Below are 14,355 nucleotides of genomic sequence, written 5' to 3' on the forward strand. Positions count from 1 at the left end.
CTCAAACCTTCCCGCCCGCGTCCGATTTGCCCACGCCAGATTTGCCCACGTCCGATTTGCCCACGCCAGATGTGGCCGCATCCGACACACCCGCCATCAACAGCCCCAACGCGCGCTCATTCGTGGTCTCGGGGTCCGCCGTGCCCATGATATGGCCGTCAAACATCACCGCGATCCGGTCGGAAAGGGACATGATTTCATCCAGTTCCACCGAGACCAGCAAAATCGCCTTGCCCGCGTCGCGCAAAGCAATGATCTGTTTATGGATGAACTCAATCGCGCCAATATCCACCCCGCGCGTCGGCTGGCCGATCAGCAACAGGTCTGGATTCTGCTCCATCTCGCGCGCCACCACGATCTTTTGCTGATTGCCGCCCGAGAAATTCTTCGCGGCCAGATAGCAATTCGGCGGCCGCACGTCAAAGGTCGCCATCTTGGCCTCGGCATCGCGGCGCAAAGCGTCATTATCCATGAACAGCGCGTTTTTCTGATACTTCGGGTCGTTGTGATAGCCGAACGCCACGTTTTCCCAAGCCGAGAAATCCATGATCAGCCCCAGATGCTGGCGATCTTCCGGCACATGCGCGATCCCGGCCTCACGCCGCGTCTGCCCATTCGCCGCCAACCCCACCAGCGGCAAATCCGCCCCTTTCAGCGTGATCCGCCCGGTCGCCCGCGCAATGCCACCCAAAGCCTCCAGCAGTTCTGACTGGCCATTGCCCGCCACCCCCGCGATGCCCAAAATCTCGCCCGCCCGGATCTCAAAGCTGACGCCCTTCAGCCGCTCGACCCCGTTCTCGTCCTTCACCCGCAGATTTTCCACCGCCAGCACCACCGCCCCCGGTGTCGCCTTAACCTTCTCGACCTCCAGCAGAACCTTGCGCCCCACCATCAGCTCGGCCAACGCCTCGGGCGATGAGTCCGCAGTCTTCACCGTCCCCACCATCGTACCGCGCCGCATCACCGAGACATTGTCCGTCGCCTCCATGATCTCGCGCAGCTTGTGGGTGATCAGGATGATGGTCTTACCTTGTTCCTTCAACCCGTTCAGAATCCTGAACAAATGGTCGGCTTCATCCGGGGTCAACACCCCGGTCGGCTCATCCAGAATCAGAATATCGGCCTGCCGATACAGGGCTTTCAAAATCTCCACCCGCTGCTGATGCCCGACCGACAGGTCTTCGATCAAAGCATCCGGGTCGACATCCATCTCATATTCGCGGGACAAGTCCCCAAGAACCTTGCGCGCCTTCGCCAGCGAGGTGTTCAACATCGGGCCATCCTCGGCCCCCAGGATCACATTCTCCAGCACCGTGAAATTCTGCACCAGTTTGAAATGCTGGAACACCATGCCGATACCGGCGCGAATGGCGCTCTGGCTGTCGGGGATCGGGGTCAGCTTGCCGTTTATAAAAATCTCGCCCGCATCAGCGCGGTAAAAGCCGTACAGGATCGACATCAGCGTCGATTTGCCCGCGCCATTCTCGCCGATAATGCCGTGAATCGTGCCGCGCGGCACCGCGATATTAATGTCTTTATTGGCCTGCACCGGGCCAAAGGCCTTCGAGATGCCTTTGAGTTCAATCGCATAAGGGGAGAGGGCGGCAGTTGCCTGCCGCCCCCCATTGCTCGAAAGCCCCATCAGAACGACCCAGCCGGGCAGGTGTTGTCGGACATGTAATCATGCACCACCAACGCGCCCGATTTGATCTTTTCGGCCGCTGCATCGACAGCAGCCTGCATTTCCGGCGTCACCAGCTTGGCGTTGTTTTCGTCCATCGCATAGCCAACGCCGCCCGCCTTAAGGTCCATCACATTGATGCCGGGCTTCAGATCGACGCCCTCTTTGAACGCCTCATAAACCGCGTTGTCCACCCGCTTCATCATCGAGGTCAGCACTTGCCCCGGATGCATGTAGTTCTGGTTGCTATCGACGCCGATTGAGAGAATCCCCTCATCCGCTGCCGTTTGCAACACGCCAACCCCGGTGCCGCCTGCCGCCGCATAGATCACGTCGGCCTTTTGCGAGATCTGCGCCTTCGCCAGTTCCGCGCCCTTCACAGGATCATTCCAAGCCGCCGGAGTCGTCCCGGTCATGTTCAGAATAACCGTCGCATCCGGCTTTACAGCCTTGACGCCCTGCGCATAGCCGCAACCAAAGCGCCGGATCAACGGAATATCCATGCCGCCGATGAAGCCGACGGTGTTGGTCTTAGACGCCAGACCAGCCATCATCCCGACCAGATACGAGCCCTGATCTTCGGTAAACACCACCGATTTCACGTTCGGCTGCTCGACCACCATGTCGATGATGCCGAATTTGGTGTCGGGGAAGTCGGGGGCGACGGTGTTCAGCACATCACCAAAGGCAAAGCCAGTCATGATGATCGGGTTCGCGCCATCTTCGGCCAAAGACCGCAAAGCCTGCTCGCGCTGGGCTTCAGACTGCATTTCCAGCTCTTTATAGGTACCGCCAGTTTCCTTCGCCCATTTTTCAGCGCCGTTGAACGCCGCCTCATTGAACGATTTGTCGAACTTGCCGCCCAGATCGAAGATGATCGCAGGTTCCGCCAGTGCCGCACTGCCCGTCAGCGCCAAAGTCGCTGCTGCACCCAGCAGGTGTTTCATCAGGGTCATAGTTTTCTCCCGGTTTACGTGTTGTTAGCGTTTTTGTTTTCCCATCTCGGCGCAGCCAGTGTGGCCATCGTCCCGGCGGGTCGTGCTGGATTTAGGACAGCGCTTTGCGAGAGGGTCAACAGGAATCTGTGGCACGCTTGCGCAAGCAGACAGCGCCGCCGCATGACGACAGTGAGAAATATACCATTTGGTCAGTAATTTGGCGGCAACGGGTCGCTAAATCGCCCGTACCAGCACCAATGCATCCAGCCGCGCGCCCGCAGGGGTTTGGTAATACCCGCGACGTTTGCCTTTCGGCTCAAAGCCTTTGCGGGCATAAAGGCTCTGCGCGGGCAGGTTATTGGCCGCGACTTCAAGGAAAACTGATTCGCCCCCGCGCAGCTTGGCCTCGGCCAAAAACCCATCCACCAACCGCCCCCCCGTGCCCCGCTTGCGCGCACTGGGGTCTACCGCAAGCGTGATCAATTCCGCCTCATCCGCCACCACCCGGCCAATCACAAAGCCGCTCGGTTCCGTCAGCACAAACACCAAGGCGCTGTCCAACGTGCTGGCAATCTCTGCCGCAGACCAAGGTTTTGGTGTGGTGAAACACGCCGCATGAATGACGGCCATTTCGTCAAAGGTCATCTGATCTGGCGTCACGATGCTGCCAGATCAAGAATAACCGGCGGCGGATCACTCGGCGGTGCCGCATCCGCGCCGCGCAGATAGAACGGGGCGGGGCGCGGCTGCACCGACCCCAGCCGCGTCAAAGCAATCCGCGCAATCGCCTCGGCTATCGGCAGACTGTCCAAGCCCCCCCGACCCGCGACCGCCCCCTCAACCGTGCGCAAATCCTCAGCCGTCACAATCCGCGCCACCCCAGGCCCGTCCATCTCAAACCGCTGCACATAGCTTTCGCCGCGCCGCGCGTCCTCGATCACCGTCACCGGGCGCGGCAGACCGAACGCCGCCGCCTCCAACCGCGTTACCCCAATCGCCGGCACGCCCAAGCCCAAAGCCAGCCCCCGCGCCGCCGCCACCGCAATCCGCACCCCGGTGAAATTTCCCGGCCCGATGCCGACCGCAATCGCCGTCACATCCGCCAAAACCACGCCAGCCTCAGCCAGCAGGTCCGAGATCAAAGGCATCAGCCGCTCGGCCTGTCCCTTCTCCATCGCCTCAGATTTCAGCCAGACTCGCCCATCATTTTGGCCGCCCAATAACAAAGCGGCGGCGCAATGCGCCGCCGATGTGTCAAATGCCAGGATAATATCAGGCAGCAACCGGACGCACCTCAAGCACTTCGGGGATGTAATGCCGCAGCAGGTTCTCAATCCCCATCTTCAAGGTCAGGGTCGAAGACGGGCAACCCGCGCAAGCGCCCTTCATATGCAGATAGACCACGCCGCGATCAAAGCCGTGGAACGTAATATCGCCACCATCCTGCGCCACCGCAGGCCGCACGCGGGTATCCAGCAACTCTTTGATCTGCTTGACAATATCGGCATCTGGCCCGTCATGCGCCGCATGGGCTGCTTGGCTTTCGCCTTCCATCACGGCAGCACCGGATTGGAAGTGCTCCATGATCGCGCCCAAAATCGCGGGCTTGATGTGCTGCCAATCGGCGGCTTCGGCCTTGGTCACGGTGATGAAATCGGTGCCAAAGAACACACCGGTGACTTGGCCCGTCGCAAAAATCCGCTTCGCCAGCGGCGACTTTTGCCCAGCCTCAAGGCTCGGGAAATCGGCAGTGCCCATCTCCAGCACGGCTTGCCCCGGCAGGAACTTCAGCGTCGCCGGGTTCGGGGTGGATTCGGTCTGGATGAACATGATCTTTTCTCCGACTATTCCAGTTGGATATGCGCGCTTAGTACTACGAAGTCAAGTTTGGAACCGTTCTAAATCACCCCGAGGCCCGCAAAAAAGGCCGCAAGGTTTCCCACGCGCCGCCTCATCCTGCAGCCAAGCCCAATCAGAACCTGATGATGTAAGAAATCCCCGTCACCAGCGGATCAATCTCAACCTTGCCGATCCCCGCGCCATTCAAACTCACGTCGCTTTGGATCTTGGCATAGCGCAGATCAAACCGCAGCGCCGCCTTGTCGCTCAGCGCATAATCCGCGCCCAGATGCACGGCCACGCCAAAGCTGTCGTCGATCTTCAGATCCCCCAAGGGCGAACTGGTCTCGAAAAACTTGGTGTAATTCAGCCCAAGCCCGACAAACGGCGTGAACTTGCTGGCGTTCGCGAAGTGGTAATTCAGCGAGATTGTCGGCGGCAGTTGCTTGGTCTCACCCGCAAAACCGCCGTTCAGGTAGATCGAGTGCTTGAAGGGCAGCGCCGCCAGAACCTCAAGCCCCAGATTATCGCGCAGAAAATACTCGAAGGTGATCGAGGGCTGGGTGCTGTCGCTCGCCGTGGCAGCGGCACCTGCCAAGGTGCCGTTGTCGCTTTTCGGCGAGACGAGCGCGACACCAAAGCCAAGCGTCATATCGCCCGCAGATTGCGCGGCAGCAGGGCCTGCCAAGGCAGCGGTGGCAACAACGGCGAGAAGGGTGATCTTCATTTTCATTTCCGCAAATTAGGGTGCGGGGTCACCCTCTGCCCAGAAGCCCCGCCGGACGTTGATATGAATCAAACCCGGCAGGATCAGCGCTGCGGCAGGGTGTCGCGCGCAGGCTTAGTCCAAATAGGTCGGCCTATTCCGAATAGGCAGACTCAATCCGAATAATACGCATACATCGCCTCAAGCGGGCTAAGGCTTGGCGCGGCTGTCGGGCAGGGCAGCGGACTGGCTTTGAAATAGGCGTCAGCCTCCTGTGCGGCGCGGATCGCGGTGATCGGCTGATTGGCCAAGCTGGTTGCAAAAGCGGTGACAGACGGATTGCGGCTCATAGCGTGCTCCTTTTGTCCTCCCGCATCGAATATAGGGTCCAATGCTGCAACTGCAAAGCGCACAATGCTGCAACTGCGAAATGCGCGCAGCGCAGGGCAGTCAGCCCCGCCGCAACTCGCCCCGCCGCAACCGCCGCAACATCGCCCAAACAATCACCTTATGCGCAGGGGCCACCGGAATCATATAAAGCCGCCCAAACCAGTTGTGTGTGACCACCGAAGCGGTGATCGCCAGCTGCGTCCCCTCCACCGTCACGCAAGTCATCACATCCAGATGCTTGTCGCGCGCCGTCAGTGACAACACCTGATCGTCGATATGCTCGATCAAAAAGAAATCGAGACGATCGCCCACCTGCGGCGCATCCACCCTATCCCCGGAAAACCCGCCAATCCGCGCCACCCCAAACCGCGCCGAAATCGCATCCCGCAGCCAAAACGCAAGCGCCATTCCCGGCAGCGGCTTCGCCATCACCACCCGCCAAGCCTGCAACGCCTTGACAGGGGCGGGCAGGGCAACGCTCTGGCTATCCAGATAGGCCAACGCCGCCTGTGGGGCGATCAGTTGTGCATGGGCGGGAAGCTGCATCGCGGACACCTTACTTTGCGACACCATACCCCCATTGCGCGAGACACAGGCTGAGACAGATGGCCTCACCCCACAAGCCAGCAGCCGCTACTGATAGCAATAAATCGGCACCACCGCCGCCGTGATCTGATCAGGTATGCCTGCGCCCAAATCAATCGGCTCTGTGCTGCTGCGCGGAAACATCACTCCCGCACCGCTGAGAAACGCGTTCAACGGCTGCACGGGCACCGCAAAATTCATATTCTGCGGCAACGTGCCCGTCGATTTCAGCATCTCCAGATCATCAACCCGCGAGACGACCACCCCAACCACGCCCCCCGCCGCATTGATCAACGGCCCACCCGAGTTCCCTGGCTGCACCGGAGTCGAGATCATGATGCGGTCCTTGCCGCCGTCAACGCCTTGTAGCGCACTGATATTGCCATTCGTCGCCGTCAAACCTTGGCCCAGACTGCCCAGATAGGGATAGCCCAGCGCCATCACCGTCTCGCCCAGCTTCGGCGTCACGCTGTCGCCAATCCCCAACCACACCGCCGAACGACGTGTCCCGGTCAGCGCCGCAAGGTCCAGCCGATCATCCTTGGCTAAGACCTGCAATGGGCTGCCATCCGCCAAACTCAGCGATCCGCAGCCAGCCACCACATGCGCCGCCGTCACCAGATCGGTGTTGTTGATGTAAAACCCGGTGCCCGACCCCGACAAAGTTCCGCTTGGCCCCGTGGCCTCAGTGCTCGGTTCATCCGGCTCTGCTGTGCTGATCTTTGGGCTGTCCGTCGTACCGCCAAAAGGCTGTGCGGGCGGGGCAGGCGACTTCACGATGGCAGGTGGTGCAGGGTCCGGGGCAGGCCACAGCAAAGCTGCCAGCACGCCGTCGGGCGGCAAGGTCAGATCACTGCCGCGCCCGCGTTGGATGCTGCCACTCAGCAAAGCCACTCTGCCCGCATGTTCCGCGCCCGACAGCAGCGAAATGGTCATGTAAATATCGCCGATGAGGTCAGATCGCACATAAGAGAATACCCCTCCCGGCATTTCGCTTGACGTAACGATGCGGCCCGGCTTGATGCTCTGATAAGGCTCAGTGCCTGCGCGGGCATGCTGATAGCTGTAGCGGTGATAACTCAGGGCGTCGGCCTGCCCGCCATATGCAATCACAAGATTGAAACGGCCGTCAGCAGAACTCCATGCGCTTGAAATCTCTGAACTATGCTTCGGATCGGGCGACAGCAGCTTTTCTGGAAAGGCAAAGGATATCGCGGTTTTGTCACTATAGCTGATCCACCAGCTGCTGGTTTGCCGCTCAACCTCAAACGCGTCCAGCAAGTCTTGCAAATCCGCGAATATCGGCTTGACCGTATTCAGATGCCGCAAGGTGTATCGTTCCAAGGCCCGCTGGCTGCCCTTGCCCCAAGCCCCATCCAGCAACCCATTATAATCCTCCGAAAATGCCAGCGCCGCTTGCACGATGCGTTTTTCTGGAAGGCTCAGCAGCCGGGCGTCGAATTCGGTCTGTTGCACTCCCTGCGCATAGCCCGCGCGCAGGCCAAAGGTCAGCATCACAAGGCAAAGCCACACCATGACACGCAACTGCAAATCCCCCACCTGCTGATCTACAAGGTCATTCCAACATCGCCCAAACATATGGTCAAACTAGGGCGCGGATACGACCAACACGGTTAACCTCCATTAACCATACCCCACACCGTTCAAAATCCGTCAATAAAATCAATGGTCCCGAGTTGGGACCACCCTCAGGTAATGCTCTCCAACCGTTCCTTGCTCATATCGCCCGGAACGATCGTGATCGGAATAGGCAAGCTTCCCGAAGATCGCGTCATCGCGGTGACCAACGGCCCCGGCCCGGATTTATCGGTGCCGGCCCCAAGCACCAGAATCCCCACCGCCGGGTCTTCCTTGACCTGCGCCAGAATCTCCACCACCGGATCGCCCTCGCGGATGATCAGTTCAGGATTGACCCCCTGCTTGTCGCGCATCCATTGCGCGAACACCTCGAAATGCGCCTCGATCCGCTCGCGCGCCTCGGCCCGCATCAGGTCGGCGACCCCCATCCAATGCTGGAACTCCTCAGGCGGGATGATCGACAAAACCTGCACCCCCCCGCCGGTATGCGCCGCCCGCAGCGCCGCAAATCGCATCGCGTTCAGACATTCCCGGCTGTCATCCAGCACGACAAGAAACTTCCGCATATGTGTCTCCCCTAACGCCGCGATCATGCAACCGGGCCAAAGGGAAGGCAAGCGGAGCCTAGCGCTGGGTCGCCGCCCAATCCCAATACAGCTTGCGCGCCCGCGCCGTCATCGGGCGATCCTTATATGCGGTGTCATCAAACGCCTTCACCGCCGTGACTTTGGCAAAGTTGCCCGACAGGAAAATCTCATCGGCGGCATGGGCATCCTCAAAGGTCAGCACAGCTTCCCGCACCTCGACGCCATCCGCACGCAGGTTGGAAATATGCCGCGCCCGGGTGATCCCGGCCAGAAATGTGCCGTTTGGAATAGGCGTAAACACCACGCCATCCTTCACCAGAAACACATTCGCCGTCGCGCTTTCCGCCAGATTGCCCAAAGCATCCGCGACCAAAGCATTGCCAAACCCCTTGGCCTGCGCCTCGACCAGCATCCGCGCGTTGTTGGGGTAAAGACACCCCGCCTTGGCGTTGCACACCGCATCCTCCAACACCGGGCGGCGGAACCGTGTCCGCGTCACTGTGGTGGCAAAATCCCGATCGGGCATCGCGACTTCCTCCAGCGAAATTGCAAACCCCGTCGCCCCCGCCATCGGCACGATGCCCAACTCGGACCCGTGCAGCGCCCAATACATCGGCCGGATATACACCGCTTGGCCCGGCCCGAAGCTTTGCAAGCCTTCGCGGATGATCGCCGCCATATCCTCGGGCGCGCAGGTTGGGGTGATCATCAGCGCCTCGGCGGAGCGGTTCACCCGCGCGCAGTGCAAATCCAGATCGGGGCACATGCCGTCAAAGTAGCGTGCGCCATCGAACACCGAGGTGCCCTGCCAGATGCCATGATCGGCCGCCTTCATCACCGCCATATCGCCGTCATGCCAGCGCCCGTCCCAAAAGGTGCGGATGGATTTGCCAAAGGCCATGCTGATCTCCTGCTGTTTTGCCGCAAGCTTAATCATGCGGCACAGCCAGCGGGAAGGGCGCGCGTCTGTCCAAGCGGAAGCCTGCCCGCAGTTTCGCGCCGATGCGCAGGCTTTCGCCGTATCCGCGATGAAAAAAGCCCTCGGACCGGGGGACTGGTCCGAGGGCTTGGCTGCGAAATACCAGCCTAAGGGTGGGACAGACGGGGAAAATAGCCCCAAGGCTGACTATGGTTGAGGGTTGAATCGATTCTGTGACGGGATTGTATCGCCCTCAAGCCGTCATTTTTCCGTGCCAAGGACAGGTTACCAAATGGTCGTTCACCATGCCCACCGCCTGCATGAAGGCATAGCTGATGGTCGGGCCAACAAATTTGAACCCCTCAACCTTCAGCGCCTTTGACAGCGCGACCGAAGCCTCTGTCTGCGCCACAGCTTGTATCAGACTACCCAACTGTCGATCCACCGGCTGGCCGCCGACATGCTTCCATATGAAGGTCGCAAACCCCTCACGCGCCTCAATCGCGAGAAATGCGCGCGCGCCGGCAAAAGTGGCCTCAATCTTGCCGCGATGGCGGATGATGCCCGGATCGGCCAACAAACGCAGGGTTTCCGCCTCACCCCAGCCCGCCAGTACCACAGGGTCAAACCCGGCAAACGCTGCCCGAAACGTCTCATGCCGCCGCAGAATGGTGATCCAGGACAGGCCCGCCTGAAACGCTTCCAGGATCAGACATTCAAACAGCGCGCGCGGATTACGCTCGGGGCGGCCCCATTCATCATCATGGTAGGCGACATAAAGAGGATCGCTGCCACACCAGCCGCAGCGTGGGGTCTCATCATTCATCTCGCCCTCATAATCATTAAAAATTGGCCTAAAATCCCAATAGTTAAGCTGGCTTTTACCGTTGTGGCGGCAGTGTGTCCATCTACAGGGACAACGCGCAGGAGCATCGCCATGATCATGCCAAAACCAAAGCCCCGGCTGGACGCACACGCGGGCGTGGCAAGCCCGTTGGGCGTGGCGATTTCGGCAGGTGATCGGGAAACCCTGTCGATGGTGCGGCAAGCCATTGACAGCAAACGTTTGCGATTGGCCTATCAACCGGTGGTGTTGGCGCGCGATGCCGCCCGCGTGGCGTTTCAGGAAGGGTTGATCCGGGTGCTTGACCCCACCGGGCGGGTGATCCCGGCGAAAGATTTTATGGATGCGGTCGAAAGCCACGAAATTGGCCGCGAAATCGACTGTGCGGCATTGGAAATTGGCCTCGCAGCACTTGCGCGGGTGCCCGATCTGCGGCTGTCGATCAACATGTCGGCGCGCTCCATCGGCTATGCGCGCTGGATGCAACTGCTGCGGCGGGGGCTTTCTGTCGCCCCCACGATTGGCGAGCGGTTGATTCTCGAAATCACCGAAAGCTCGGCGATGCAGGTGCCCGAGCTGGTGGTGGCCTTCATGGATGATCTGAAGGGGGCAGGCGTGGCCTTTGCGTTGGATAATTTCGGCGCGGGCAACATGGCGATCCGTTATTTCAAGGATTTCTACTTTGATATCCTGAAACTGGATGGCCAGTTCATCCGCAACATCCATCAGGACGCTGACAACCAAGTGTTGACGGCGGCGCTTTTGTCGATTGGGCAGCATTTTCAAATGTTTACCGTAGCACAATCGGTGGAAACCACGGCCGAGGCACAGATGCTGCAAAAGATGGGCGTGGATTGCATGCAGGGCTATCTGTTTGGCGCCGCCACCCTGAAGCCCGCGTTTGACCGCAACGCCGCGCGGAAAACGGCCTGAAACAGGTAGGATTGACCCTGCGTCAATCTGGCCATGCAGAAAACTTGCTTTTCACTACCTGTCAACCTAGGGCATTGTTCAGGTCGGCGAAGCAGGGCTTTGCCGGATCGTTTCTGAAAGAGGGCGCTAGTCATGACCAATGTGGTAATCGTATCGGCGGCACGCACCGCTGTGGGCAGCTTTAACGGAGCCTTCGCGGCCACCCCGGCGCACGAGCTGGGCGCTGCGGTGATTGAGGCCGTTGTGGCCCGCGCCGGGATCGACAAGGCGGAAGTCGCTGAAACCATTCTGGGTCAGGTGCTGACCGCAGGCCAAGGCCAAAACCCCGCCCGCCAAGCGCATATCCGCGCGGGTCTGGCGAAAGAGGCTTCGGCGTGGTCGCTGAACCAAGTTTGCGGCTCGGGTCTGCGCGCGGTGGCTTTGGGCGCGATGCATGTGCAACTGGGGGATGCGAATATCATCGTTGCGGGCGGTCAGGAAAGCATGTCGCTGTCGCCGCATGTGGCGCACCTGCGCGCTGGCCAAAAGATGGGCGATCTGAACTTCATCGACAGCATGATCCGTGATGGGTTGTGGGATGCGTTCAACGGCTATCACATGGGCATGACGGCGGAAAACGTCGCCAACCAGTGGCAGATTTCGCGCGAGATGCAGGACGAATTCGCGCTCGCCTCGCAGAACAAAGCCGAAGCTGCGCAGAAAGCGGGCAAGTTCAAGGATGAAATCATCGCGTTCACCATCAAGACCCGCAAGGGCGACGTGGTGGTCGATCAGGACGAATACATCCGCCACGGTGCCACGTTGGAATCGATGCAGAAACTGCGCCCGGCGTTTACCAAGGATGGATCGGTGACAGCAGCGAATGCCTCGGGCCTGAACGATGGTGCGGCGGCGGTGTTGCTGATGTCGGAAGCCGATGCCAACAAGCGCGGCTTGAAACCTCTGGCGCGGATTGCGTCCTATGCAACTGCGGGCCTCGATCCGGCGATCATGGGCGTCGGCCCGATTTTCGCCAGCCGAAAGGCTTTGGAGAAAGCCGGTTGGAAGGCCGCCGACCTTGATCTGATCGAAGCAAACGAGGCGTTTGCGGCCCAAGCCTGTGCGGTGAACAAAGACATGGGCTGGGACACCAGCAAGGTCAACGTCAACGGTGGCGCGATTGCGATTGGCCACCCGATCGGGGCCTCGGGCGCGCGGATTTTGAACACGCTGATCCATGAGATGGGCCGCTCGGGTGCGAAAAAGGGTCTGGCGACCCTGTGCATCGGCGGCGGCATGGGCGTGGCGATGTGCATTGAGCGCGCTTAAGTCTGCGATATATTGATATAAAATACGATAAATGGGCGCAATATTATTGCGCCCATTTGCGCACCTAGGTAACATGATTTCAAAATACGGCCTTGGAGGAGGAACAGATGGCAAAAGTAGCATTGGTTACAGGTGGCTCGCGCGGCATTGGTGCAGCGATTGCGGTGGCGTTGAAGGCAGCAGGCTATACGGTTGCATCGAACTACGCGGGCAATGACGAAGCCGCGGCGGCGTTCACGGCCGAGACCGGGATTCCCACCTATAAATGGTCGGTCGCTGATTATGACGCTTGCGTGGCAGGGATTGCGAAGGTCGAGGCTGATCTGGGCCCGGTCGCGGTGCTGGTCAACAATGCGGGCATCACCCGCGATGCGATGTTTCACAAGATGACTCCGGGCCAGTGGAAGGAAGTCATCGACACCAACCTGACCGGGCTTTTCAACATGACCCATCCGCTGTGGACCGGGATGCGGGATCGCAAGTTTGGCCGGGTGATCAGCATTTCCTCGATCAACGGCCAAAAGGGCCAAGCGGGGCAGGTGAACTATTCCGCCGCGAAATCCGGCGATCTGGGCTTTACCAAAGCGCTGGCTGCTGAGGGCGCGCGCGCGGGCATCACCGTCAACGCGATCTGCCCCGGCTATATCGGCACCGATATGGTGAAGGCGATTGATGAGAAGGTGCTGAAAGAGCGGATCATACCGCAAATCCCGGTGGGCCGCCTGGGCGAGCCGGAAGAAATCGCGCGGATCGTGGTGTTCCTTGCATCGGACGATGCGGGGTTCATCACCGGCTCGACGATTTCGGCAAACGGCGGGCAGTTCGTGGTGTAGGATGGGGCGGGGTTCGCCCCGCCAAACCGGGCGGCGGGGTAAACCCCGCCCTACGGCTCAGCTTCGGCTGGGCCTTTTTGCTTGCCCGACCTTGGTAAATTCGGCAGGTAAATCCCAATCAAAAGGGGGCAACCATGACCAAAACCAAAGCCACGCTGATCGGCCTCACCGCCATTGCCATGTGGGCGCTGCTGGCTTTGTTCACCATCGGCTCGGCTCCGGTGCCGCCGCTGCTGCTCAATGCGTTGTGCTTTGGCATTGGCGGCACGATTGGCCTGATCTGGACCATGACCGGCGCGGGGTTGGGCGTGCTGAAAACCGTGTCGTGGAAGGTTTATGCCTTTGGCACCTTGGGGCTGTTCGGCTACCACCTGCTGTATTTCACCGCCTTCCGGCTTTCCCCCACCGCCGAAACCGGCCTGATCGCCTACCTTTGGCCGCTGTTCATAGTGCTGCTCTCCGGCCTGCTGCCCGGTGAGCGGCTGGGGCCTTTGCACATCCTCGGCGCGTTGATCGCTTTCGCCGGGGCGGCGCTGATCGTGCTGGCGCGCGGCGGCGAGGGGCAAGCCTCGGTGCTGGGCCTCACACTCGCGTTCCTTTGTGCGGTGACTTGGGCGCTTTATTCCGTGCTGTCGCGTCGGCTTGGCACCGTGCCAACCGAATCCGTCACCGTGTTCTGCCTCGCGACCGCCTTGCTCTCGGCCCTCGCACATATGGCATTAGAAACAACCACTTGGCCGCAAGGCGCGCTGGGCTGGGCCAGCGTTGCCGCTCTTGGCATAGGCCCGGTGGGGGTGGCGTTTTTTACTTGGGACATCGGCATGAAAAAAGGCGACATTCAACTGCTGGGGGTCGCCTCTTATGCAGCACCATTGCTGTCTACGCTGGCTTTGGTGGCTGCTGGGATTACCCAACCGTCAAGCGCGATTCTGATCGCGGCAGTTTTGATCACAGTTGGGGCGGCGCTGGCGGCAAAGGCGAGTGCAATGAAAGCAAGCCCTGCGGCCAGCGCCAAAAAGGCTTAAGCGCTCAGCCGACCAATTTCCTCTTTCAGTTTCAGCTTTTGCTTTTTCAGATCGGCGATGTGCAGGTCATCCACGGCGGGGGCGCGCTGCGCCTGTTCGACGCGGGATGAGAGGGTTTCATGCTTCTTTTTCAGTTCAGCGATATGGGAAGCGACGGTCATGCAAGTC

17 protein-coding genes are annotated in these 14,355 nt (G+C 60.1%); 4 read left to right on the forward strand and 13 right to left on the reverse strand.

The features are described 5' to 3' along the window. Position 1 precedes the first annotated feature (1 nt). From ACP7AP_RS06525 to ACP7AP_RS06580, 12 genes are all read right to left on the reverse strand, one after another. Positions 2–1,642, reverse strand: a complete 1,641-nt coding sequence (locus tag ACP7AP_RS06525; protein WP_426033393.1) for an ABC transporter ATP-binding protein — start codon at positions 1,640–1,642, stop codon at positions 2–4. Beyond that, a complete protein-coding gene (locus tag ACP7AP_RS06530) occupies positions 1,642–2,637 on the reverse strand; it encodes a BMP family lipoprotein (RefSeq protein WP_426033394.1) in 996 nt (331 codons plus the stop codon). Before ACP7AP_RS06530 ends, ACP7AP_RS06525 begins: the two co-directional genes overlap by 1 nt. A gap of 216 nt (positions 2,638–2,853) precedes the next feature. Beyond that, positions 2,854–3,264, reverse strand: a complete 411-nt coding sequence (locus tag ACP7AP_RS06535) for a GNAT family N-acetyltransferase (RefSeq protein ID WP_426033395.1) — start codon at positions 3,262–3,264, stop codon at positions 2,854–2,856. Positions 3,265–3,275: 11 nt separating this feature from the next. Continuing rightward, the gene (gene tsaB / locus ACP7AP_RS06540; RefSeq protein ID WP_426033396.1) at positions 3,276–3,902 is read right to left on the reverse strand and encodes a tRNA (adenosine(37)-N6)-threonylcarbamoyltransferase complex dimerization subunit type 1 TsaB; all 627 of its coding nucleotides are present in this window, start codon (positions 3,900–3,902) and stop codon (positions 3,276–3,278) included. After that, positions 3,892–4,449, reverse strand: coding sequence for a NifU family protein (locus tag ACP7AP_RS06545; protein ID WP_426033397.1), 558 nt, complete (start codon positions 4,447–4,449; stop codon positions 3,892–3,894). The genes tsaB and ACP7AP_RS06545 overlap by 11 nt, the downstream gene beginning before the upstream one ends. 142 nt (positions 4,450–4,591) lie before the next feature. Then, on the reverse strand, positions 4,592–5,191 hold the full coding sequence (locus tag ACP7AP_RS06550) for an OmpW/AlkL family protein (RefSeq protein ID WP_426033398.1): 600 nt from the start codon (positions 5,189–5,191) through the stop codon (positions 4,592–4,594). A gap of 146 nt (positions 5,192–5,337) precedes the next feature. Beyond that, positions 5,338–5,514, reverse strand: coding sequence for a hypothetical protein (locus tag ACP7AP_RS06555; RefSeq protein WP_426033399.1), 177 nt, complete (start codon positions 5,512–5,514; stop codon positions 5,338–5,340). A gap of 100 nt (positions 5,515–5,614) precedes the next feature. Next, positions 5,615–6,100: a DUF2867 domain-containing protein gene (locus ACP7AP_RS06560; protein ID WP_426033400.1), complete on the reverse strand. Its 486-nt coding sequence runs from the start codon at positions 6,098–6,100 to the stop codon at positions 5,615–5,617. 87 nt (positions 6,101–6,187) lie between these two features. Further along, positions 6,188–7,690, reverse strand: coding sequence for a S1 family peptidase (locus tag ACP7AP_RS06565; protein ID WP_426033401.1), 1,503 nt, complete (start codon positions 7,688–7,690; stop codon positions 6,188–6,190). Positions 7,691–7,848: 158 nt separating this feature from the next. Further along, positions 7,849–8,304: a universal stress protein gene (locus ACP7AP_RS06570; RefSeq protein WP_426033402.1), complete on the reverse strand. Its 456-nt coding sequence runs from the start codon at positions 8,302–8,304 to the stop codon at positions 7,849–7,851. A 58-nt stretch (positions 8,305–8,362) separates the two neighbouring features. Further along, positions 8,363–9,226, reverse strand: a complete 864-nt coding sequence (locus tag ACP7AP_RS06575) for a branched-chain amino acid aminotransferase (RefSeq protein ID WP_426033403.1) — start codon at positions 9,224–9,226, stop codon at positions 8,363–8,365. A 271-nt stretch (positions 9,227–9,497) separates the two neighbouring features. Beyond that, positions 9,498–10,070 carry a DNA-3-methyladenine glycosylase I gene (locus ACP7AP_RS06580; protein WP_426033404.1) on the reverse strand — a complete coding sequence of 191 codons (573 nt, stop codon included), beginning with the start codon at positions 10,068–10,070 and terminating at the stop codon, positions 9,498–9,500. A 111-nt stretch (positions 10,071–10,181) separates the two neighbouring features. On the opposite strand from ACP7AP_RS06580, the gene ACP7AP_RS06585 reads away from it, so the two are divergent. The 4 genes from ACP7AP_RS06585 to ACP7AP_RS06600 all read left to right on the forward strand — a co-directional run bounded on the left by ACP7AP_RS06585 (position 10,182) and on the right by ACP7AP_RS06600 (position 14,187). Beyond that, a complete protein-coding gene (locus ACP7AP_RS06585) occupies positions 10,182–11,021 on the forward strand; it encodes an EAL domain-containing protein (protein ID WP_426033405.1) in 840 nt (279 codons plus the stop codon). Positions 11,022–11,153: 132 nt separating this feature from the next. After that, a complete protein-coding gene (locus ACP7AP_RS06590; protein ID WP_426033406.1) occupies positions 11,154–12,329 on the forward strand; it encodes an acetyl-CoA C-acetyltransferase in 1,176 nt (391 codons plus the stop codon). Positions 12,330–12,436: 107 nt separating this feature from the next. Then, complete coding sequence (gene phbB / locus ACP7AP_RS06595; RefSeq protein WP_426033407.1) at positions 12,437–13,162, forward strand: acetoacetyl-CoA reductase; 726 nt, start codon at positions 12,437–12,439, stop codon at positions 13,160–13,162. A 134-nt stretch (positions 13,163–13,296) separates the two neighbouring features. Continuing rightward, positions 13,297–14,187, forward strand: a complete 891-nt coding sequence (locus ACP7AP_RS06600; RefSeq protein ID WP_426033408.1) for a DMT family transporter — start codon at positions 13,297–13,299, stop codon at positions 14,185–14,187. Here ACP7AP_RS06600 and ACP7AP_RS06605 read toward each other — a convergent pair. Continuing rightward, complete coding sequence (locus ACP7AP_RS06605; protein WP_299482265.1) at positions 14,184–14,348, reverse strand: YdcH family protein; 165 nt, start codon at positions 14,346–14,348, stop codon at positions 14,184–14,186. The two genes, ACP7AP_RS06600 and ACP7AP_RS06605, sit on opposite strands and share 4 nt — an antisense overlap. Positions 14,349–14,355 lie beyond the last annotated feature (7 nt).

This window comes from Cypionkella sp. TWP1-2-1b2 (assembly GCF_049896245.1).
Lineage (GTDB): Bacteria > Pseudomonadota > Alphaproteobacteria > Rhodobacterales > Rhodobacteraceae > Cypionkella.